This window comes from Micromonospora sp. B9E7 (genome assembly GCF_039871815.1).
Taxonomy (GTDB): Bacteria; Actinomycetota; Actinomycetes; order Mycobacteriales; family Micromonosporaceae; genus Micromonospora.
This window is the reverse complement of record NZ_JBDPLX010000025.1, coordinates 83530-105774: the sequence shown is the minus strand read 5'-3', so window position 1 is coordinate 105774 and position 22245 is coordinate 83530. Positions and strand designations below refer to the sequence as shown.

Annotated in this window: 17 protein-coding genes, 1 pseudogene and 1 riboswitch; of the genes and pseudogenes, 6 read left to right on the top strand and 12 right to left on the bottom strand. The window is 72.8% G+C overall.

Going from position 1 to position 22245, the window contains the following annotated elements:
• Window positions 1-16: 16 nt before the first annotated feature.
• Window positions 17-1279 (bottom strand): hypothetical protein, encoded by a 1263-nt coding sequence (locus ABGB10_RS29065; protein WP_347664177.1) that lies wholly within the window; start codon window positions 1277-1279, stop codon window positions 17-19.
• A 109-nt stretch (window positions 1280-1388) separates the two neighbouring features.
• On the opposite strand from ABGB10_RS29065, the gene ABGB10_RS29060 reads away from it, so the two are divergent.
• Both ABGB10_RS29060 and ABGB10_RS29055 read left to right on the top strand, forming a co-directional pair.
• Window positions 1389-2198, top strand: a complete 810-nt coding sequence (locus tag ABGB10_RS29060; RefSeq protein ID WP_347664176.1) for a DNA-formamidopyrimidine glycosylase family protein — start codon at window positions 1389-1391, stop codon at window positions 2196-2198.
• A 167-nt stretch (window positions 2199-2365) separates the two neighbouring features.
• Window positions 2366-5983: a hypothetical protein gene (locus ABGB10_RS29055; protein WP_347664175.1), complete on the top strand. Its 3618-nt coding sequence runs from the start codon at window positions 2366-2368 to the stop codon at window positions 5981-5983.
• An 18-nt stretch (window positions 5984-6001) separates the two neighbouring features.
• On the opposite strand, the gene ABGB10_RS29050 is transcribed toward ABGB10_RS29055, so the two are convergent.
• The 7 genes and pseudogenes from ABGB10_RS29050 to ABGB10_RS29020 form a co-directional block, all read right to left on the bottom strand.
• Window positions 6002-6787, bottom strand: coding sequence for a hypothetical protein (locus tag ABGB10_RS29050; RefSeq protein WP_278138014.1), 786 nt, complete (start codon window positions 6785-6787; stop codon window positions 6002-6004).
• Window positions 6788-6810: 23 nt separating this feature from the next.
• On the bottom strand, window positions 6811-7683 hold the full coding sequence (locus tag ABGB10_RS29045) for a PspA/IM30 family protein (RefSeq protein ID WP_347664174.1): 873 nt from the start codon (window positions 7681-7683) through the stop codon (window positions 6811-6813).
• Between the two features lie 193 nt (window positions 7684-7876).
• Window positions 7877-8317 (bottom strand): helix-turn-helix transcriptional regulator, encoded by a 441-nt coding sequence (locus ABGB10_RS29040; RefSeq protein WP_347664173.1) that lies wholly within the window; start codon window positions 8315-8317, stop codon window positions 7877-7879.
• Between the two features lie 300 nt (window positions 8318-8617).
• Window positions 8618-9082 (bottom strand): annotated as a pseudogene (locus tag ABGB10_RS29035) (CinA family protein); the annotation flags it as partial.
• A gap of 207 nt (window positions 9083-9289) precedes the next feature.
• Window positions 9290-9883 carry a CDP-diacylglycerol--glycerol-3-phosphate 3-phosphatidyltransferase gene (pgsA, locus tag ABGB10_RS29030; RefSeq protein WP_347664172.1) on the bottom strand — a complete coding sequence of 198 codons (594 nt, stop codon included), beginning with the start codon at window positions 9881-9883 and terminating at the stop codon, window positions 9290-9292.
• A gap of 77 nt (window positions 9884-9960) precedes the next feature.
• Window positions 9961-11469, bottom strand: a complete 1509-nt coding sequence (gene rimO / locus ABGB10_RS29025; protein WP_347664171.1) for a 30S ribosomal protein S12 methylthiotransferase RimO — start codon at window positions 11467-11469, stop codon at window positions 9961-9963.
• Window positions 11470-11602: 133 nt separating this feature from the next.
• A complete protein-coding gene (locus tag ABGB10_RS29020; RefSeq protein WP_347664187.1) occupies window positions 11603-12526 on the bottom strand; it encodes an ornithine cyclodeaminase family protein in 924 nt (307 codons plus the stop codon).
• Between the two features lie 92 nt (window positions 12527-12618).
• Window positions 12619-12691: riboswitch (guanidine-III (ykkC-III) riboswitch) on the top strand.
• 61 nt (window positions 12692-12752) lie between these two features.
• Between ABGB10_RS29020 and ABGB10_RS29015 the strand changes: the two genes are divergently transcribed.
• Both ABGB10_RS29015 and ABGB10_RS29010 read left to right on the top strand, forming a co-directional pair.
• On the top strand, window positions 12753-13067 hold the full coding sequence (locus tag ABGB10_RS29015) for an SMR family transporter (protein WP_347664170.1): 315 nt from the start codon (window positions 12753-12755) through the stop codon (window positions 13065-13067).
• Between the two features lie 74 nt (window positions 13068-13141).
• Entirely contained in the window at window positions 13142-13387 is a 246-nt protein-coding gene (locus tag ABGB10_RS29010) for a hypothetical protein (RefSeq protein WP_238659633.1), read from the top strand.
• Window positions 13388-13452: 65 nt separating this feature from the next.
• Here the strand turns inward: ABGB10_RS29010 and ABGB10_RS29005 are convergent, their stop codons facing one another.
• A complete protein-coding gene (locus ABGB10_RS29005) occupies window positions 13453-15909 on the bottom strand; it encodes a DNA translocase FtsK (protein ID WP_347664169.1) in 2457 nt (818 codons plus the stop codon).
• Between the two features lie 113 nt (window positions 15910-16022).
• Here ABGB10_RS29005 and ABGB10_RS29000 point away from each other — a divergent pair, with 113 nt between their 5' ends.
• Window positions 16023-16502, top strand: a complete 480-nt coding sequence (locus ABGB10_RS29000; protein WP_347664168.1) for a YbjN domain-containing protein — start codon at window positions 16023-16025, stop codon at window positions 16500-16502.
• Between the two features lie 35 nt (window positions 16503-16537).
• Window positions 16538-18151: a YbjN domain-containing protein gene (locus ABGB10_RS28995; protein WP_347664186.1), complete on the top strand. Its 1614-nt coding sequence runs from the start codon at window positions 16538-16540 to the stop codon at window positions 18149-18151.
• Window positions 18152-18229: 78 nt separating this feature from the next.
• Here ABGB10_RS28995 and ABGB10_RS28990 read toward each other — a convergent pair whose 3' ends face one another.
• The 3 genes from ABGB10_RS28990 to thyX are packed head-to-tail and all read right to left on the bottom strand — an operon-like array spanning window position 18230 to window position 21685.
• A complete protein-coding gene (locus ABGB10_RS28990; protein ID WP_278138005.1) occupies window positions 18230-19918 on the bottom strand; it encodes a ribonuclease J in 1689 nt (562 codons plus the stop codon).
• Window positions 19919-19970: 52 nt separating this feature from the next.
• Window positions 19971-20897 (bottom strand): 4-hydroxy-tetrahydrodipicolinate synthase, encoded by a 927-nt coding sequence (dapA, locus tag ABGB10_RS28985; protein WP_347664167.1) that lies wholly within the window; start codon window positions 20895-20897, stop codon window positions 19971-19973.
• Between the two features lie 47 nt (window positions 20898-20944).
• Window positions 20945-21685: an FAD-dependent thymidylate synthase gene (gene thyX, locus ABGB10_RS28980; protein ID WP_347664185.1), complete on the bottom strand. Its 741-nt coding sequence runs from the start codon at window positions 21683-21685 to the stop codon at window positions 20945-20947.
• Between the last annotated feature and the right edge of the window lie 560 nt (window positions 21686-22245).

Genomic DNA, 22245 nt, shown 5'->3' with positions numbered 1-22245 from the left:
ACGGGGCGGGCACGGGTCAGCAGACCGGCACGCTGCCGCCGTACACGCTCGAGATGTAGGCGTGGCTGACGTACTGGCCGGTCGCCAGGCGGTTCCAGCGGGTGGTGGTGCGGTACGGGCCGGCCACCGACTGCCCGGTGACGTAGCACTGGATCGGCACGTGCGCCAGCCGGGCGGCGAGACCCCGCACCGCGTACGAGGTGCTGGCCCCGGAGCGGATGTTGAGCGGGCCGTCACCGACCACGCCACGCGGCCCGCCGCCGGTCCACAGGTAGGCGACGTCCACCCAGGCGTTGGTGGTCAGCCGGAGGCCGTCCCAGAAGGTGCCGTCGGCCAGGTCGATGCCGGCCGGGTTGAGCACGGTCCGCCCGAACTGGTCCCGCCCGCCGTTGTAACCGGACTGGTACGCGGCCTGCGCCTCGGGCCGACCCTGCGGCAGGTTCTTCCAGTTCTCCCGCACCGACGACGGGTTCCAGTAGTCGTCGCGGGTGTTCCACGGCCCGACGTCCCACACCGGGGCGTACTCGCAGCGGGCGCCGTTGGTGGTGCAGACCCGCACGGTGTAGTCGCCGGTGTTGAGTGGAGAGAGCCCACGCCGCGACGGCAACGCCACGAAGTGGTCCCGGGGTTGCACGATACGACCGTTGGCGGTCACCTCGCCGACCAACCCGATGCGGGTGGCGTACACCCGGTAGGTGCGGCCGGGGGTGGCGGCGGACACGGCGGCGGTCGCGTCGGCGGTGAGCCGCACGGCGCGTACCGTCGCGGTGGCACCGCCGTTGGGTGCGGTGAGCACCACCCGGGTCTGCACCCGGGTGACCGGGCGGTCGAAGACCGCGCCGGCGGTGGCGGCCTGCCACTCCGTCCAGCCGAGGGCCCGCCAGCCGCGGACCTGCGCCTCCACTGTCGCGCCGGTGGGGACCGACGCGCTGATCTCGGCGCGGACCCGGGTGGCCGGCCGGGCGAGGGTGCGGGACGTGGTCAGCAGCATCCCCTCGGCGACGGCGCTGTGCGGGCTTCGCGCGCGGTGCCCGGTGGCCCGGGCCTCGCGCAGCCGCAGCCCGGCGGCGGTACGTCGGACGTTGACGTCGTCGCGGTCGACGACGGAGAGGTCGGCGTCCCACCGTTCGCCGCTCGGAGCGGCAGCGGTGAGGACGAGCGGACTGCCGGGTGCGGCGTCGGCAACGCCGCCGACGGTGGGTAGGAGCGCGGCAGTGAGCAGGAGGGTGAGGGTGGCGATGAGGGCGACGGATGGGATAGGACAACGCGGTCGCGTCATGGGCATTCTCCTCAGAACTTCCTGACCCTCGCATGTAGGGAGATCATGAGGAACCTGTGTACAAATAGCGACACATGCGAATTCTGCTCAAAAGAGGGAGGATGGCAGCGTGCCCGAAGGCGACACCGTCTGGAACACCGCGCGCTTGCTGCACCGTGCGCTCGCCGGCGCGCGGATCACCAAGAGCGACTTCCGCGTGCCGCAGCTCGCGACCACGGACCTCAGCGGCTGGACCGTGCGCGAGTCGGCCAGCCGGGGCAAGCACCTGCTGCTGCGCCTCAGCGCCCCTGACGCGGCTCCCTGGACCCTGCACTCGCACCTGCGGATGGACGGCGCCTGGCGGGCGTACGCACCGGGGGAACGCTGGACCGGGCGGCCCGCACACCTGATCCGGGTGGTGCTGCGCAGCCCCGGCGCCGTCGCGGTCGGCTACCACCTGCACGAGATGGCCCTGGTGCCGACCGTCGAGGAGGACCGGCTGGTCGGCCACCTCGGCCCGGACCTGCTCGGCCCGGACTGGGATCCGGCCGAGGCGGTCCGCCGGCTCGCCGACCACCCGGAGCAGACCATCGGCGAGGCGCTGCTCGACCAACGCCACCTGGCCGGGGTGGGCAATCTCTACAAGTGCGAGGTGCTGTTCCTGCGGGGTGTCTCGCCGTGGACGCCGGTCGGCGCGGTGCCGGACCTGCCCGGCATGGTGGCCCTGGCGCAGCGGCTGCTCGCGGCCAACCGCGGTCGGTGGACGCAGAGCAGCACCGGCTCGCTGCACCGGGGGCAGACCAGCTACGTGTACGGTCGCCGCGCCCAACCCTGCCGCCGCTGCGGCACCGCGATCCGCAAGGAGGAGCTGGGCGAACGGGTCACCTACTGGTGCCCGGTCTGCCAGCCCGAGCACCCGGACCCGCCTGCGCCCAGCTGACCAGGCCACTTCTTGCGCGACGTCCTCCCAGAAACGGACGATTGGGTAATTCCTATCCGGCCGCCGGAGTCGCATGCTGCGGTTGAACCCTCACCGACCGTCAGCAGAGTGCCGAGGTCCCGCCACGTCGGGGTGGCGGACCTCGTGCCCCGACCCCGGGGAGAGTCATGGCGATGTTCCGCAGACTCCGCTCCACCTTCTTCGAGCGGACGACCCGCGATACCGGCGAGCCCGCCAACGGCCGGACGGCGTCCGTGCCGGCCGCGCGTACCGCCGAGGAGACCGCGCCGGCACCGAGCCTGGACCCGGCCGTGGTGCCACGATGCTTCGGTCCCGTGCCCAACTTCGCCCACAGCCCGCGCCCGACACGGGATCCCAACGGGCGGGTGGTGCCCGGCACCGGGCTGCGCAAGTTCGTCGACCCGTTGCCCACTCCGGCCCAGCAGGGCCGCACCGACCTCGGCAGCCACCTGCCGGTGGCAGCGCCGGACACGATCAGCTATCCGGGCTGCGACTACTACGAGATCGGTCTACAGGAGTACGCGCAGCGGCTGCACCGGGACCTGCCGGCCACCCGGCTGCGCGGCTACCGGCAGCTCAATCTGGGCACCGACGCGACGGGCCACAACACGGTGGCGCCCCCCGACCGGCCGTGGCACCTCGGCCCGATGATCATCGCCCGCCGGGGCCGGCCGGTCCGGGTGAAGTTCATCAACCAGCTCCCCACCGGCCGGGCCGGCGAGTTGTTCCTGCCCGTGGACGACACGATCGACGGTGCTGGTCTCGGCCCACTGGACGGACCGGCACCGTACCCGCAGAACCGGGCGGTGCTGCACCTGGCCGGGGCGCAGACCGGCTGGACCAGCGCCGGCAGCCCGGGGCAGTGGATCACTCCGGCCGGAGAGATCACCCCGTACCCGACCGGGGTGGGCGTGACCCACGTGCCGGACATGCCGGCACCGGGCGCGGGGGCCACCACGCTCTACTACCCGAACGACCAGAGCGGCCGGCTGCTGTGGCTGCACGACAACACACTCGGCCTGGCCCGGCTCACCGTCTACGGCGGGCAGCTCGCGCTGTACCTGCTCACCGATCCGGCCGAGGACCAGCTCGTCGCCGACGGGGTGCTGCCGGCCGACCAGCTACCCCTGGTGATCGAGGACAAGACGTTCGTGCCGGACGACACCCAACTCGCCGCCGAGGACCCGACCTGGGACCGGGAACGCTGGGGCGCCCGGGGCAGCCTCTGGCACCCACACGTCTACCAGCCCCGGCAGAACCCCTACCGGGCCGGCGGACGCAACCCGACCGGCCGCTGGGACTACGGCCCCTGGTCGCACAGCCCCACCCCGGACGGCGCACACACCGACGGCGGGGCCCCGAACCCGCACCACGACCCGGTCGACGCGCCCGACGAACCACCGCTGAGCCCCGACCTGCCGCACCCGTCCGCGGTCCCCGAGGCGTACGGCGACACCCCGCTCGTCAACGGCGTCGCCTACCCGTACCTGGAGGTGCGACCGCGCGCGTACCGGTTCCGGATCCTCAACGCCTGTCTGGACCGCAACCTGAACCTCCAGCTCTACCGCGCCCGCTCGGACGCGGCGATGTGGACGGCCGACGGCGCGCTCGCCGACGCGGACGCCGGTGAGGTGCCGATGGTGCCCGCCGTGCGGGCGGCGGACCGGCCGGCGGGGTGGCCGACCGACGGACGCGACGGCGGTGTGCCGGACCCGAGTGCGGCCGGGCCCGAGTTCGTCCAGATCGGCAACGAGGCCGGCCTCCTGCCGGCACCTGTGGTGCTGCCGAACCGACCGATCGGTTACCGCTACGACCGGCTCGACCCGACCGTGCTGAACGTCGACGGGCACACCCTGCTGCTCGCCCCGGGCGAGCGGGCCGACGTGCTCGTCGACTTCTCCGCCGTGCCGCCGGGCAGCACCCTGATCCTGTACAACGACGCGCCGGCTCCGCTGCCCGGCTACGACCCCCGCTACGACCAGCACACCGACGCACCGGACCGCACCGCCGAGGGTGGCCCCCCTCCCACCGAGCCGGGGTACGGCCCGAACACCCGCACCCTGCTCCAGTTCCGGGTCAGCGGGGTACCCGCACAGCCGTACGACCTGACCCGGCTGCGCGAGCGGCTACCCCTGGCGTACGCGGCCAGCCAGCGCCCACCGATCGTGCCGCAGCCGGCCTACGACGCGGCGTTCGGCACCCGTACCGGGTCGGAGACGACGGTGCCGGTGCACGCCAACACGGTGACGTTCACCCCGGCAGGCGGCGCCGGCCCGGTCACGCTGCCGATCACGGTCAAGGCCGCCCAGCAGGTGTTCGAGCCGGACCACGGCCGGCTGGCCGGTCGACTCGGCGTCGGGCACCCGCACGCCGGGCCGCTCAACCCGGCGACACTGCCGCTGGGCCCCACCGACCCGGTCACCGAGGTGCTCTTCGCCACCGACCCCGCCCTGCCGGTGGGCGCACCGGGCGACGGCACCCAACTCTGGCGGATCAGTGGCGCCGTGCGGCAGACCGAGCCGCTGCACTTCGGTGGATGTGACGTGCAGGTGGTCAACCGGGTCGGTTGGGACGGCACGCTGCGGCCGCCGCACGGCACCGAGTTGGGTTGGAAGGACATCGTCCGGGTCAACCCCAGGGAGGACGTCGTGGTGGCGTTGCGCCCGATCGCCCCGGTGCTGCCGTTCAAGCTGGGCGACAGCGTCCGGCTGCTCGACCCGGGTCGCCCGGCCGGGGCCCGTACCGGGTCGACCCCGGTGAGCCCCGCGGACGGGCGACCCGCCATGGTGGTCAACCAACTGGTCAACCTGGGCTGGGAGTACCGCTGGCACAGCCAGCTCGCCGGTCACCGCGACGGTGGGATGACCCGGCCACTGGTGCTGCGGGTGGCGCCGAAGGCACCGACCGGGTTGACCGCCACGCCGGTGTCCGGCTCGGCCACCGCGCTGCCCGCGATCTCCCTGGCCTGGACCAGCAACGGTGGACGCCCACCCGCCACCAGCCATCTGCTGCAACGGGCCACCGACGCGACCTTCGGCGGCGAGGTCACCACGATCACCGTCGCGGCCGCCGCCACCCGGTACACGGACGCGACGGTCACCCCCGGCGTGACCTACCACTACCGGATCCGGGCCGAGAACGCCGTCGGCTACTCGTCCTGGTCGAACGGGGTACCGGCCTCGGTGCACCTGGCCGCGCCCAGCGGCCTGGTCGCGGCGCTCCCGCCGGCCGCGCCGCTACGGGTGGCGCTGCGCTGGTCGAACCGGTCGTTCGCCACCGGCATCGACGTGCAGCGGGCGACCAACCCGACGTTCACCAGCGGCCCGGGCACCACGGCGATCGGGGTCAGTGACAACCACCTGGACGTCACGGTGGCACCGGACACCACGTACTACTACCGCGTGCGGACCACCTACCTGGGCGCCGCCTCGGCCTGGTCGACGGTCGCCACGGTGACCTCACCGCCCGCGCCGGGCACCCCCACCGGAGTGAGCGTCACCGCCAGCGCGCCCGGGCCGGACACCGCCACGGTGGTCCTGGCCTGGACGGCGAGCACACCCACCGGCCAGGGTTCCGGGTTCATCGTGCAGCGGGCCCTGGACCCGACGTTCGATCAGGAGGTCGCCACCTTCACGGTGACCGGTCGAGGTTTCACCAACACCGGGCTGGCCCGGGGCGTCACCTACCACTACCGGATCCGGTCGTTCAACGTCGTGGGCAGCTCGCCGTACACCGGCCTGGTCCTGGTCACGACCCCACCGTGACCGGCCGGCGCTGCCCGCTCAGCGGGTGGGGGCGCGCAGTGGGGTGCCGACGGCGCGCAGCTCGGCCAGTGCGCCGGCAACCCCGTGCAGCAGGTCGGTCGCCTCGGTGAGCCGGTCGGCTGCCGGGTGGGCGGTCTCCGGTCGGGCGTCCTCGGCCAGGTAGCCGGCGGCGGCGACCACCAACCGTTCGTAGGCGGCGACCCCGCCCTCCAGTTGGGCGGTCAGCACGGCGTGCGCCTCGGCCAGCGGCGCCCGCGCGTCGGCCGGGGCCAGCCGCAGCGCTCGTTCGACACTCGCCACCCGAGCGGCAAGGTCGCGCAGTGAACCATCGGCGGCGGCGGCCTCCTGCACCGCGGGCTCCGCCAGCCCGGTCAGCCGGGGAGCCATCCCGGCCAGGGTGAGGGCCGCCCGGTCCAGACGGGCCCACTGCTCACCCGCGCTGGTGCCGCGCAGGGCTATCCGGGAGCGGACCCGGCGGACCTCGGCCAGCACACCCGGGCCGACCGGCAGCCGCTCGACGGCGGCGACCAACCGTGCCCGCGACCGGGCCGCGGCCTCGGCCGGGTCGAGCGCCGGGGGCGCCGGCTGGGCGGCCAGGGCGCGCACGTCGATCCATCGCCAGGCGGCGAGCGCCACCGCACTGCCCGCGGCGCCGGCCCAGGCCGCGTCTGGCAGACCAAGGCCGGCGTACGGGGTCAGCACCGCCGCGGCGCCGCCGAGCCCGCCGGCCAGCACACTCCATCGTCGGGCGGACCGGCGTAGCCGACCAAGCCTCCGGAAGTATCGCGTCCGCTCGTCCGCCACCCTGACCCCCTCGGTCCGCTCGTTCAGCCGGCGGCGGTCGGGTCGCCGGTGCCCCGCTCGCGAGCCATGCTGGCGCGCAGCTCGTCCAGTCGGGCAGCAGCCGTCGGGTCGCTCGCCGGGCCGGCCTTCTCGGCCTGCGGCACGCCCGGTCGCTGCGACGCGCCGCCCAGCTGCTCCCCCGCCATGCTCGACCGGATCTGCTCCAGTCGGGCGGAACCCGCCGAGTCGATCGTGGCCTTCTGGATCTCCAACATCCGACCCTCGACGGAGTTGCCGGCCAGCTCGGCGCGACCCATCGCGTTGGCGTACCGCCGCTCGATGCGGTCGCGCACCTCGTCCAACGACGGGGTGTTGGTGGGCGCGGTCAGCGACGACATCGACTCCAGTGAGCGGGCCACCGACTCCTGCATCTTGGCCTGCTCCAGCTGGCTGAGCAGCTTGGTGCGCTCGGCGAGCTTCTGCTGGAGGATCATCGAGTTGTTCTCGACCGCACGCCGGGCCTGGGCTGCGGCACCCAACGCCTGGTCGTGCAGGGTCTTCAGGTCCTCGGTGGCCTGCTCGGCGGAGACCAACTGGGTGGCCAGGGTCTGCGCCGACTGCTCGAACCGCGCCGCCTCGGCCTCGTCACCCTTGGCCCGGGCCTGGTCGGACAGCACCAGTGCCTGTCGGGCGTTGCCCTGCAACCGCTCGACCTCGGACATCTGCCGGGAGAGCTTCATCTCCAGCTGACGCTGGTTGCCGATCACCGCGGCGGCCTGCTGGACCAGCGCCTGGTGCTGCCGCTGGGCATCCTCGATGGCCTGCTGGATCTGCACCTTGGGGTCGGCGTGCTCGTCGATCTTCGCACCGAAGAGCGCCATCAGGTAGTTCCAACCCTTGACGAACGGGTTCGCCATCTCCGCGGTATCCCCTCAGTCGCGTCGCTCCACCACGGTCGGGTCGGACGGGCCGACCACGACCGGCCGGTCTCCATCGTCCCAGTCGAACGCCAGCGAAGGCACCCTTACCGGGGGTCGACAACACCGCAGCTCCTGCCGGCCACCCTACGCGGCCGGGGCCAGCCCGCCCACGCCCAACGAGAGGACGGGCTCAGGCGGCGCAGACCACGTCCCGGTCGCGCTCGGTCGGACGCACACGCGCGCTGCGCAAGGTGGCCCTGAGCGGCGAATCCTGACGGACCGACACGGCGACCTTGCCGTCGGAGGTGACCTGGCGAACGCCCCGGCTGGTGCTCTTGGGCACCGCTGCGGCGTCGGCCGGCTCCTCCTGCATCGAGACGAGCACGTCAGGCATCTGCTCGGCGAGCGCCACGGTGTCGCTCACCTCACGCAGCAGCTCGGACAGGCGGGCGCCAAGGGCGTCGCAGATCGCGGCGAGCAGCTCGCTGGACGGCTCCTTGTGCCCCCGCTCGATCTCGGAAAGGTAGCCGAGGCTGACGTTGGCGGCGGTGGAGACCTCACGCAGCGTGCGCTGCTGCCCCTGACGGCGCGCTCGCAGTGCGTCACCGATCACCCGGCGTAGCAGGATCATCGCACCTCCCCCTGAGGGATACCTCGCGCTCGCCGCTGGCAGCCGGTCGCGGCGGGGCCGCGCCGACCCCGAACGTCGGAGCCTTCCCGCAACCGTACCCGTTGCGAGCCCGGGCGACATCCCGCCCCGCCCGTCGGTTCGTCGACGCAGGGCTCACCGGTGGGCGGCGCCAGCCGTCCCCGCCCTGCCCCGGGTGGTCCCGTCCGGGGTGCCAGAGGTGTCTGGCGGGCGGACATCTTCTGGGGTGTCGGGGTTGCCGGCCGGGGCGCCGGGGGCGGTTTCCCGGGAGTCGGCGTCGTAGATCCGCTCGGCGAGCAGCCGTAGGGCCTCGATCACCGCCGTCGCGCGGACGTGTTCCCGCCCGCCGTCAAGGTCGAGTTGGCGGACCTTGGCGCCGTTCGCCCCGGCGACCGCGACGTAGACCAGGCCGACGGGTTTGCCGTCCTGCGGTTCCGGGCCCGCGACGCCGGTGGTGGCCACCCCCCAGTCCGCGCCGCAGCGCTCCCGGCCACCCTCGGCCAGCGCCGCCGCCACGTCGGGGTCCACCGGTCCGCGCTCGGACAGCAGGTCGGCGGGCACGCCGGCCAGGGTGTCCTTCAAGTCGGTGGCGTAGACCACGAGGCCGCCCCGGTAGATCGCGCTCACCCCGGCGACGTCGACGATCGAGGCGGCCAGCAGGCCGCCGGTGAGCGATTCGACAGTGGCCAGGGTCTCGCGTCGCTGCGCCAGCCGGTGCACCACCGCCGCCGCCGCGCTGCCCGCCACGGCGTCATCCGAGACACCGACCGCCGGCCGTCCGAAACCCACTTCACGCTGCGTCGACTCGTCCGTTCCCACGCACCAATCCTTCCCCACCGACCGACCCCCAACCCTGCCGGCCCGATCGCGTCGATCATGAGGTTGCCCTCGCGACACGCCGACCCGGATGGCGACAATCTCATGATCAACGCGGGTGGGGTGGGGGGTGGGGGTTTAGCGGGGGCGGCGGAGGCGGAGGGCTTGGGCTATGTAGTCGAAGCCGGTGGCGACCGTGACCAGGACGGCGGCAGCCATGATCCACGGGCCGACGGCGGCGAGGGCGGCCGGCATCGGCCAGAGGTACCACGCGATGGCGAGGATCTGGAGCGCGGTCTTGACCTTGCCGCCCCGGCTGGCGGCGATCACGCCGTCCCGGATCACCCAGAACCGCAGCCCGGTGATGCCCAGCTCACGGACCAGGATCAGCGCGGTCACCCACCAGGGCAGTTGGTCGTACCAGGAGAGCAGCACCAGGGCCGCGCCGGTGAGCGCCTTGTCGGCGATCGGGTCGGCCACCTTGCCGACCGAGGTCACCAGCCCGAAGCGGCGGGCGATCCAGCCGTCCACCAGGTCCGTCGCCGAGGCCACCGCGAAGATCAGGCAGGCCGCGATCCGCCAACCGGCGTGCGTCATCCCGGACACGATCACCGAGGCGGCGAAGACCGGCACGAGCACCAGCCGCAGGGCGGTCAGCGCGTTGGCCGCGTTGAGGACGGGCACCACTGCCGCGACCGCCCGGCCCGGCGTCGACTCCGTCGCCCCGGTCACCGCCGCGCTCCGCTCGGGCTGCCGCGGCGTTCCCGGCACCGCACCACGTGGCTCCCCCGCTCCGCTCGGACCCGCCGTCACCGTGCCGCGCCGGGCGCCGCCGAGATCATCTCATCCGGCACGGCGAGCAGGTCCACCCCTTCGGTGCCGGTCACCGTTGCGCGTACCAGGTCACCCGGGCGCAGCGCGGCCAGGTCGACCCCGCCCTCGGCCGGAGCGACCAGGGTGGTCGAGCCGTCGACCTCCGGCGCCTGGTGCGCCGCCCGGCCCTCCACCACGCCGTCCGCGATCGAGTCGACGAGCACCTCGACGGTCGAGCCGAGTCGGTCCTCGGCCCGCTGCGAGCACAACTCGTCGGCGAGCGCGCTGAGCCGGTCGTAACGCCGTTTGATCGTCGCGGCGGAGACCTTGCCGGGCAGCCCGGCGGCCTCGGTGCCGTCCTCGTCGCTGTAGTCGAACATGCCGATCGCGTCGAGTCGGGCCTCGGTCAGGAACCGGACCAGCTCGTCGACGTCGGCGCGGGTCTCGCCGGGGAACCCGACGATGAAGTTGCTCCGGGCGCCCGCGTCCGGAGCCAGCGCACGCGCACCCGCCAGCAGCTCCAGGAACCGGTCGGTGGAGCCGAAACGCCGCATCCGACGCAACACCGGCTCGCTGGAGTGCTGGAACGACAGGTCGAAGTACGCGGCCACACCCGGGGTGTTGGCGATCGCCTCGACCAGCCCGGGCCGGGTCTCGGCCGGCTGGAGGTAGCTCGCCCGCACCCGGACGATGCCGCTCACCGCGGCGAGCTGCGGCAGCAGCTTCTCCAGCGCACGGGGGTCGCCCAGGTCCTTGCCGTACGAGGTGGAGTTCTCGCTCACCAGCACCAGCTCGCGTACGCCGGTCTTGGCCAGCCACTCCGCCTCGGCGAGCAGCTCGTCCGGCGTACGCGAGACGAACGCGCCACGGAAGGCGGGGATGGCACAGAACGCGCAACGCCGGTCGCAGCCGCTGGCGAGCTTCAGCGAGGCCACCGGGCCGGTGTCCAGCCGGCGGCGCAGCACCTGCCGCAGGTGCGCCGGGGTGTGCTCGTCGGTGTCGACGGTGGTGCGGGTCACGGTGCCGTGCCCAGGCAGCGACACCGCGCTGTCACGCCGCTTCACCGGAGTCAATGGCAGCAGCTCACGCCGGTCCCGGGGAGTGTGCGCGGTGACCTGCTCGCCGGCGACCACCGCGTTCAGCCGGGCGGCGATGTCCGGGTAGTCGTCGAAGCTCAACACCGCCTGGGCCTCGGGCAGGCTGTCTGCGAGCTCCCGGCCGTACCGCTCGGCCATGCAGCCGGCCGCGACCACCTTGGCGCCGGTCCCGGCGGCGGCGAGCAGGGTCTGGATGGAATCCTGCTTGGCCTTCTCCACGAAGCCGCAGGTGTTGACGACCACCACGTCGGCGCCCTCGCCGTCGGTGCTCACCTGCCAGCCGTCGGCGTGCAGCCGGGCGGCCAGCTCCTCCGAGTCGACCTCGTTGCGGGCACAGCCGAGGGTCAGCAGGGCGACGCGGCGGCCCTCGGCGTGGTCGGAAGGAGAAGGAGCGGTGGCAGACACCATCCGAGGGTACCGGGCCAGCCGGGGTAGCCCGCGCACGCGGGCGGCCGGGGACGTGGAAGGACCCTCAGTCCGCCCCGGTGTGCCGGGTCGGCCGGGGCGGGCCCGCGCGCCGCCAGCTGTCGCGGCGGACCGGTCAGCGCGCCGCCGCACCCACCCGGGTCAGCGCGTCGAGCAGGAAGACCTCGGTCCCGGCCAGGCCGGTGGAGCAGAAGACGGAGACCTGGTCCGCGGTGGTCCGGCCGGGGGCCGCGCCGGCCAGGATGCCGCCCAGATCACACAACCGCCCGGCGTACGGGGGTGTGGCCGCGAGCATCGGCGGCTGATAGTTCGCCGCCTGGGTCGGCGAGTCGGTGACCAGCAGATCGGCGGCGTCCAGCAGGTCGGTGCCGAACTCGCTGCGGTCGAGCTGCTTGAAGCCGACCGCGTTGACGTGCGTGCCCGGGCTGATGTCGGCGGCGCGGAGCACCGGGGTCGGGCTGGTGGTCGCGAGCACCACCACGTCCCGCCCGGACACGGCCGATTCCGGGGTGGGCACCGCGCGGGCCGGCACATCCAGCTCGGCGCGGACCCGGGCGGCGAAGGCGTCTCGCCGGGCGGCGGAGCGGCTGTGCACGACCACCTCCCGCAACGGGCGTACCGCGGCGGCGGCCCACACCTGCGTCCAGGCCTGCCGGCCGGAGCCGATCACCCCGAGGCTCTCCGCGTCCCGGCGGGCCAGCGCGTCGACCGCGAGACCCCCCAACCCTCCGGTACGACGGGAGCCCAACTCCTCGCCGACCGCGACCGCCCGGACCGCGCCGGTACGGGCGTCGTGCAGCACCACCAACTGCTCGCCCTCCGGGTGGCCGAAGGTGTCGTACGAGCGGAAGCCGTACCACTCGCCGACCAGGTGCCCGGCGGTGAGCACCATCCGCCCGCCGTCGAGCGGGGCGGCGATCCGAGGCGGGGCGATCAGGCGTCCCTCGTACGCGGCCAGGACGGCGGCGCGCATGGCGTCGACCGTGGTGGCGGCGTCCAGCACGGCGGCAACCTCGGGGTCGGCGTAGAGCAGGGTCATGGTCGCCATCCTGCAAGTTGAAGTCAGGTACAGGTCAACGGGTGGTGGCGGTTGTCACCGCCCGCCCCCGGACGCCGGTGCTAGCGTCGGCAGCGGTGGCCCGGGATGCTCGTGGCCGCTCCGGACGAGTGGTGGGCGTACCCGGTCAGGCCAAGACGCCCCGCGTGAGATGCAGACTCGACTCGTCCCGGCGCGGCAGCCCCGGGCGCCTACCGTGAGGTGAACGATGGCCTGGCTCGTACTCGTGATCTCGGGACTGCTGGAGACGGCCTGGGCGATCGCCCTGGACCGCAGCGCCGGCTTCAGCCGGTTGGTCCCGTCCGCGATCTTCGTGGTGACCCTGGTCCTGAGCATGGCCGGGCTGGCGTACGCGCTCCGGGAGATCCCGGTCGGCACCGGCTACGCGGTCTGGGTCGGCATCGGCGCGGTCGGCACCGCCCTGATCGGAATGCTGGCGCTCGGCGAGTCGGCGAGCCTGCCCCGGATCCTCTGCCTGCTGCTCGTGATCGCGGGCGTGGTCGGCCTGAAGGTCTTCCACTGAGGAAGCAGGCGTGACAAATCCCCACAGTGGGTAGTGATCGATTCGTCACGACAGGCTCTCACCCGGAGGAAGACATGGCCGACATGCCGAGCACCGCCCGTCCCCGCAGCAACGCCGCCCGCATCCTCACCATCGTGGGCTTCGTCTTCGCGGTCCTGGCCCTGCTGCTCAACCCGATCATCTTCGGCGTGCTCGGCGTCATCGCGGGCGTCGTCGGCGCGGTGCTCGGTGACAAGCCGCTGGGCTGGTACGCGGCCGCGGCCAGCGTCGTCGCCGCGATCATCAGCCTGGTGATCATCGGGGCCCTGATCAACAACTGACCACGCTCCGACACGGGCCCGCCGGATACCGGCGGGCCCGTCGCGTGTCCGGGGTCGGTTGTCGGTCAGTCCACGTCGCCGCGCAGGCCGGCAAGGACCTCGTCCAGCTCGTCCGGCTTGACCAGCACGTCGCGTGCCTTCGACCCCTCGGACGGCCCGACCACGCCACGGGTCTCCATCAGGTCCATCAGACGGCCCGCCTTCGCGAAACCGACCCGCAGCTTGCGCTGCAGCATCGAGGTCGAGCCGAACTGCGAGGTGACCACCAGCTCCACCGCCTGCACCAGCAGGTCCAGGTCGTCGCCGATGTCCTCGTCGATCTTCTTCTTGCTCTCCTGCGCCGGGGCCAGCACGTCCTTGCGGAACTCCGGCTCGCGCTGGTCCTTGCAGAACTTCACCACGTCGGCGATCTCGCGCTCGGTGACCCAGGCGCCCTGGATGCGGACCGGCTTGGAGGCCCCCATCGGCAGGAAGAGGCCGTCGCCCCGGCCGAGCAGCTTCTCCGCGCCCGGCTGGTCGAGGATGACCCGGGAGTCCGCGAGCGAGGAGGTGGCGAACGCCAGCCGGGACGGCACGTTCGCCTTGATCAGACCGGTCACCACGTCGACCGAGGGGCGCTGGGTGGCCAGCACCAGGTGGATGCCGGCGGCCCGGGCCAGCTGGGTGATCCGGACGACCGAGTCCTCCACGTCGCGCGGCGCGACCATCATCAGGTCGGCCAACTCGTCCACGATCACCAGCAGGTACGGGTACGGGCGCATCTCCCGTTCGCTGCCCGGCGGGGCCTTGATCTCGCCGTTGCGGACCTTGCGGTTGAAGTCGTCGATGTGCCGGACCCCGTTGGCGGCGAGGTCGTCGTAGCGCATGTCCATCTCGCGGACCACCCAGTCCAGCGAGTCGGCCGCCTTCTTGGCGTTCGTCACGATCGGGGTGACCAGGTGCGGGATGCCCTCGTAGCCGGTCATCTCGACCCGCTTCGGGTCGATCAGCAGCAGCCGGACCTCGTCCGGGGTGGCCCGGGTGAGGACGGACACCAACAAAGTATTGAGGCAGCTCGACTTGCCCGCGCCGGTGGCGCCGGCGATGAGGATGTGCGGCATCTTCGCGAGGTTGGCAACCACGTAGCCGCCCTCGATGTCCTTGCCGAGCGCCACCACCATCGGGTGGTGGTCGCTGGTCGCCGCCCTTGAACGCAGCACGTCACCGAGGGCGACGTTCTCCGGGTCGGTGTTCGGGATCTCCACGCCGACCGCGCTCTTGCCCGGGATCGGGCTGAGGATCCGCACGTCCGGCGACTTCACCGCGTACGCGATGTTGCGGGACAGTTGCGTGATGCGTTCGACCTTGACGCCGTGGCCCAACTCCACCTCGTAACGGGTCACGGTGGGGCCGCGGGTGAAGCCGGTAACGGCGGCGTCCACATCGAACTGGTCGAACACGCCGGTCAGCGCGGCGATCACCTCGTCGTTGGCCTTGCTCCGGGTCTTCGCGGCAGCCCCGGTGCTGAGCATGTTGGCCGGCGGGAGGGTGTAGTCCCCGGCCAACCCGGTCAACGCGAGTTGCTCGGCCCGGGTCGGGGCGGGCGAGTGCTCCGGCGGCTCGACCGGCGGCTTGCGGCTCGCCGGCACCTTCGCCGACGGCTTGCGCGGCAGCACCATGGTCTCCTGGAGGTCCGCGCCGTCCAGGTCCTCGAAGTCGTCCGGGTCGAGGGGCGGAGGCATCCGCTTCGCCGGCCGCTTGCGCGCCGGCCGCGCCGCCGGCTCGTCGGCCTCCTCGGCGGCCTCCGGGGGTGCGACCAGCCCGCCGGCGAGCAGACCCAGCCGCTCGGGAATCTTGTTGATCGGCGTCGCGGTGACCACGAGCAGACCGAAGAGCAACAGCAGGACCAGCAGGGGTACGGCCACCCAGGCGGTGACCGCCCGTTCCAGCAACCCGCCCACGCCGGCGCCGACCAGGCCCCCGGCGTAGTCACGCTGCACGGTGTTCACCGGGTCCTGCCCGATCTGGAGCAGCGCGGCTGTCGACACCAGCAGCGAGCCCCACCCGATCAGGCCGCGACCCCGGTGCTCCGGGTCGGCCGGCTGACGCATCAGCCGCCACGCCCCGATCATCAGCAGCACCGGCACGACCACCGAGATCGCGCCCAGGAACAGCCGGATCGAGTCGGCCAGTCGCGCGCCCACCGGGCCCGCTCCGGAGAACCAGAGCGCCACGGCCGAGAGCAGGGCGAGCCCGAACAGCAGCAGCCCGGCGCCGTCCCGGCGGTGCTCCGGGTCGAGGTCACGGGCCGAGGCGGCCTGCCGACCGGCGGCCCGCACCGCCCAACCCATGCCGTGCGCCAGACCCATCCACAGTGCACCGACCGCACGGCCGACGTAGACGGCCGGGCCGGGTCGGGCCGGCGTGGTCCGACGTCGGACCGGCGCCCGGGTCTTCTTCGCCGGTTGACGGGCACGACTGTTGGTGCCACCGCGCGGCGACGCGCCGCGTCGCCGGCTCGCCTGAGAGGTACGGCCCGCCATAGAGTCACGGTAACGGTGGGGCCGGGCAGATCCCCGCTTTTCCGGGTCGTGTCCGCGCGTCGCAACACGAACCCCACCGCCGGTCGTGATATCTGCCTCAGAAGGGATGCCCCATGGCGTCGCCGGAAATCGCGAGCGATCCGGACGATCCGCTGGCCGGGCACCCAGGTGCGCTGCGTCCACTGAGCGGCGAACTGGTCGCCGCGGTGCTCGCCGCCCGCGGCCGGTCCGTCGGCCTGAGCGCCGACGGCGAGTTGGTGGGCCGTTTCGACGACAACCTGATCTGGTTCCTCCTCCTCGGCGGCGACGGGGAGCTTCTCCAGGTCCGCACCATGGTCACCACCACCTTCGGAATCGAGCAGGTGCCCGCCCTGTACGCCTTCTGCAACTCGTGGAACCACGACCGGCTCTGGCCCAAGGCGTTCACGCACGTCGACGACGACGGTCGGGCCCGCGTATACGGCGAGGTGATCACCGACCTGGAAGGTGGGGTGACTCCGCACCAGCTCGACCAACTGCTCGACTGTGGCATCATCACCGGCTGCCAGCTCGCCGTGGCGGTCCGCCGACTGCCCGGTGCGGTGCCGTCGTGACCGGCCGGGACGAGTTCACCGGCAGCCGCACCGGCATGCCGCCCACCGGCGCTGGTGACCGCTTCGCGGCGGGTCGTCTACCGGCGTTGCAGGCCGCGCTCACCGACGCCCGGGACCTGCCCGACGGTCCGGCCCGGCAGGTGGCCCTGGAACGGCTCGCCGAGCGCGCCGACGCTGCCGGAGACGTCCGTTCCGGGGTGGACGCACGGTTCGCGCTGATCGAGGCGTACCTGCTCGACGGGGAGCGGTGGCGCCTGGTCGAGCCGGTCCGTCGCTGCCGGGCCGCCGCCGATCACCGGCCCGGGCTGCTCACCGACGTCGAGACCGGGCTGCTGCTGCGCTACCAGCGGTACGCGGTGGAGGCACTGCTCGGCACCCCCCGGGTCGGGCTGGACCAGACCCGGTCCCTGCTGCACGACCTGGCCCACCGGGTCGGCCTGGACGGTCCGGACACGCCGACCGTCGCGGAGCTGCACTGCCGGATCGCCGACCACCTGGGCGACGAGCCCACCGCCCGCCACTGGTACGAGCGGTGGTCCGGCAGACGGCCCGGCCCGGCCGGCGGCTGCCCGGGCTGCGCCTCGGCCCGACGCGCGGAGCTGCTGACCGGCTGGGGCGAGTGGCGAGCCGCGCTCGACGAGCTACGGGACTCCGACGGTGATCCGGCAGCCTGCACCGACCAACCCGAGCGGGACCTGGTCGCCGGTCTGCTACCCGCCCTGCGCGGGGGCGAGCCGGAGCGGGCCGCCGCGGCACACGTGCGGGCGTACCGCCGGCACCGGCGCGAACGTGCGGCGTTCCCACACCTCGCCGCGCACCTGCGGTTCTGTGCGCTCGGCGGGCACCTGGAACGCGGGCTGACCATCCTGACCGACCAGCTACCCCGGTTGGACCGGCCCACCGACGACCTCGCCGCGATGGAGTTCGCCGCCGCCGGCGCACTGCTCTGCGCGCTGGCCGAGGAGGCTGGCCTGGGCCGACGGACCCTGCCACGCCCGGCGTACGGCGAGCGACCCGTCACCGAGCCGGACGTGTCCACACTCGGCACGCTGCTGGTCGGGGTGGCCAGCGAACTGGCCGGCAGCTTCGACGCCCGCAACGGCACCGGCCACCACTCCGGCCGGATGGCCGCCTGGCTCGCCGAACGCCCGCTCGCGGCACCGGTCCCGCTGCCCGCCGACGACGAGTTGGGCGGGTACGACGAGCCCGACACCGACGGGTCCGACGAGGAGGCCCGGGCGGGCGAGCTGATGGCGCTGACTCTCGACATGATCACTGCGGTACTGGACGGGCGCGGCGACCAGTACCTGGTGGAGGAGGGCGACACGGTGGTCGGCCGGTGGGGTTCCGTGGTGATCCAGTTCCGGCGGGCCGGCGAACGCGGCGAGGTGCTACACGCCCGATCCATGGCCGCCCGCCGGCTGCCGGCGACCCGCCGTGCCGAGGCGTACGCCTTCTGCAACGCCTGGAACCACGACCGGCTACTGCCCAAGGCGTACGCGCACGACCTCGGTGAGGAGTTGGTGCTGGCCGGCGACGTAGCCACCGACCTGACTCACGGGGTCGCCCCGGCGCAGCTCACGGTGCTGGTGGACGCCGCCATCGCCACCGGCGTCGCCTACGCCGAAGCCGTCGCGGCGCTTCCCTGAGTCGGAGTGCCCGCAACAGAGTCCGGGCCGGTCACCGACGTCCACGGGGGATGTCGGCGGCCGGCCCGCTCACACCTGTCAGACCTCGACCACGGTCGGCACGATCATCGGGCGACGACGGTACGCGTCGTTGACCCACCGGCCCACCGTCCGGCGGACGATCTGCTGAAGCTGGTGCGGGTCGGTGATGCCGTCCGCCGCGGCCCGGTTGAGCGCCTCGGTGACCAGCGGGATCACCGGGTTGAACGCCTCCGGGTCCTCGGAGAAGCCCTTCGCGGACAGCGTCGGACCGGCGACGACCTTGCCGGTGACCGAGTCGACGACCACTGTGGTGGCGATGAAGCCGCCGTCACCGAGGATCCGCCGTTCGGTGAGCAGCGACTCGCTGACGTCGCCGACGGCGAGGCCGTCGACGTAGACGTACCGGCTCTTCACGTGCCCGACCAGACTGGCCCGACCCTCGACGAGGTCGACCACGTCGCCGTCCTCGCAGATCACCACCCGGTCGGCGGCGACCCCGGACTCGATGCCGAGCCGGGCGTGGGCCCGCAGGTGACGCCACTCGCCGTGGACGGGCATCAGGTTGCTGGGCCGGACCACGTTGAGCAGGTAGAGCAACTCCCCGGCGGGGGCGTGCCCGGAGACGTGCACCTTCGCCACGTCCTTGTGCACGACCACCGCACCGGCCCGGGCGAGCCGGTTGATCACCCGGTAGACCGAGGTCTCGTTGCCGGGCACCAGCGAGGACGCCAGCACCACGGTGTCACCGGGGGCGATGGTGATGTGCCGGTGGTCGCCACTGGCCATCCGGCCCAGCGCGCTCATCGGCTCACCCTGCGAACCGGTGGACATCAGCACGATCTGGTCCGGCGGCAGCGTGGTCGCCTCCTCGATCCCGATGACCAGGCCGGCCGGGATGTTGAGCAGACCGAGGTCCCGGGCGATGCCCATGTTGCGGACCATCGACCGGCCGATCAGCGCGACCTTGCGGCCGTGTTCGGCGGCGGAGTCGAAGACCTGCTGCACCCGGTGCACGTGCGAGGCGAACGAGGCCACGATGATCCGGCCCTTTGCCTTCGCGAAGATCGAGTCGAGCACCGGCCCGATCTCCCGTTCCGGGGTGACGAACCCGGGGATCTCCGCGTTGGTGGAGTCGGACAGCAGCAGGTCCACACCTTCGGCGCCGAGCCGGGCGAAGCCGGCCAGGTCGGTGATCCGGCCGTCCAGCGGAAGCTGGTCCATCTTGAAGTCGCCGGTGTGCAGGACCAGGCCGGCGGGCGTACGGATGGCCACGGCGAGGGCGTCCGGGATCGAGTGGTTGACCGCGAAGAACTCGCACTCGAACGGGCCGAGCCGCTCACGACCACCCTCCCGCACGGTCAGCGTGTACGGCTGGATGCGCCGCTCGGCCAACTTCGCCTCGACCAGGGCGAGGGTGAACTGGGACCCGACCAGCGGGATGTCGGGCTTGTGGGCGAGCAGGTAGGGCACCGCGCCGATGTGGTCCTCGTGGCCGTGCGTCAGCACGATCGCCTGGACGTCGGCCAGCCGGTCCAGGATCGGGCCGAAGTCGGGCAGGATCAGGTCCACACCCGGCTGCTCGACGTCGGGGAACAGGACCCCGCAGTCGACGATCAGCAACTTGCCGTCGTACTCGAAGACGGTCATGTTCCGACCGATGGCGCCGAGCCCGCCGAGCGGGATGATCCGCAGGCCACCTTCCGGCAGCGGCGGGGGTAGCTCCGCCTCGATGTGCGCCTCGGTCACGCGTCCACCTCAATCTGCGACGCCGTCACTCGGCGTCCATCGTGTCGTTTGGTCATTCGGGCAGCTCCAGGCCCGCTGCCGCGAAGTCCGCGCGCAGCTGGGCGATCTCGTCGTTGGTGGCGTCCACCAGCGGGGGTCGCACCGGGCCGGCCGGCAGGCCCCGCGATGCCAGGCCCGCCTTCACCAGAATCGTGCCCTGGGTGCGGAAGATGCCGGTGAACAGCGGCAGCAGCCGCCGGTGCAGCGCCAGCGCGGTCGGCATGTCCCCCGCGTCGTACGCGTCGATCATCTGTGCGGTCAGCGCCCCGGTGAAGTGCGTGGAGGTGCCGACCAGGCCCACCGAACCGACGGCCAGCGCCGGCAGGGCGAGGGCGTCCTCGCCGCTGTAGAAGGCGAGGGCGGTCCGGCTGGTCACCCAGCTGGTGGCGGTCAGGTCGCCCTTGGCGTCCTTGACCGCGACGATCCGGCCGTGCTCGGCGAGCCGGACCAGCGTCTCGGTCTCGATCGGCACACCGGAGCGGTGCGGGATGTCGTACAGCATCACCGGCAGACCGGTGGCGTCGGCCACCGCGGTGAAGTGCCGCAGCAACCCGCTCTGCGGCGGCTTGTTGTAGTAGGGGGTGACCACGAGCAGGCCGTGTGCGCCCGCCTTCTCGGCACTGGCGGCCAGCTCGATGGTGTGCCGGGTGTCGTTGGTGCCGACCCCGGCGACCACCTTGGCACGGTCGCCGACGGCCTCCACCACGGCCCGGATCAGGTGTTCCTTCTCCGCGTCGGTGGTGGTCGGCGACTCGCCGGTGGTGCCGTTGACCACCAGCGCGTCGTTGCCCTGCTCATCGACCAGATGGCTCGCCAGCCGGGCGGCACCGTCGAGGTCGAGTGAGCCGTCGGGTGTGAACGGGCTCACCATGGCTGTGAGCAGCCGGCCGAAGGGGCGGGACACCGGTCGGGCCGCGGCGTCGAGGTGGTCGTGCGTCATACCCTCCAACCTAGCGGACGACCAGCCGGGGCCCGCCGGGGAAGGGCTCAGGACGCCTCGTGCGGGCTGGCCGCCACCTCGGTGCCGTCCGGCAGCGTGGAGATCACGAAGTCGGCGAACACGTTGGGGGCGACACCCTGCAACTGGCGCAGGCACTCCACGGCCAGCTCACGGATCTCCACATCGGCGTGCTCGGTGGCCCGCATCGCGACGAAGTGCCGCCACGCCCGGTAGTTACCGGTCACCACGATCCGCGTCTCGGTGGCGTTGGGCAGCACCGCCCGAGCCGCCTGCCGGGCCTGCTTGCGGCGCAGCGTCGGGTTCGGCTCGTCGGAGAAGCGCTGTTCCAGACCCTCCAACAACTCGGTGTACGCCCGCACGCTCGCCTCGGCGGCCTCCACGAACTTCTTGTGCAGCTCCGGGTCGTCGGCGATGACCGCCGGCTCGACCATGGCCGCGTCGCGCTCGGGAACGTAACGCTGGGAGAGCTGGGAGTACGAGAAGTGCCGGTGCCGGATCAGCTCATGGGTGAACGAGCGGGACACCCCGGTGAAGTAGAAGGTGACCGACCCGTGCTCCAGCACCGACAGGTGCCCGACCTCCAGGATGTGCGCCAGGTAGCCGGCGTTGGTGGCGGTCGCCGGGTTCGGCTTCTTCCAGGACTGGTAGCAGGCCCGTCCGGCGAATTCGGCGAGCGCCTGACCACCCTCCGCGTCGGTCGACCACGGCACGTCGTCCGGGGCCGCGAACTGGGTCCACGCGATCAACTTGACCTGGGGCTGCACCATCTCCGGCATTCCTGGGACTGTAGTGGCGCGGCCCCTCCCGCCCCAACTCAGGCGCGCCCCGTGCAATGTCGATCACTCAGGCACCGGTGCTGGCGACAACGCGCCCCAGTCCGGGGCCCCGGCGTCCGGCGTCCGGCGTCCGGCGTCCGGCGTCCGGGGCCGGGGCCGGGGCCGGGGCCGGGCATCGTCGTCGAGGCCGGGGCGGACGGTTCCATCGGCGTCCTTTGGAGCTGAATCGTTTACGACATCAGGCCCTGTGGTCCAGCGTGACGCGTCGCCAACCCTGTGGTCCAGCGTGACGCGTCGCCAGCCGTCGAACCAGATCCGGTCGCGGATGGGCCACCCATGCCGACGAGCGAAGCCCCGAGCGCCACCCAACGACCAAACGTCAAAGCGACCCGCCAGCCACCTCCGTCCGCAAGATCGCGCAACATCCTGGATGTAGTGGCATCCGGCACGCGCAACACCACTACATCCAGGATCAAGCACGATCTTGGAGCAAGGTGCGCCGGCCGTCGTACGCCGAGGGGGCAGGTGTGCAGCGGTCGCCCGGTGATCGA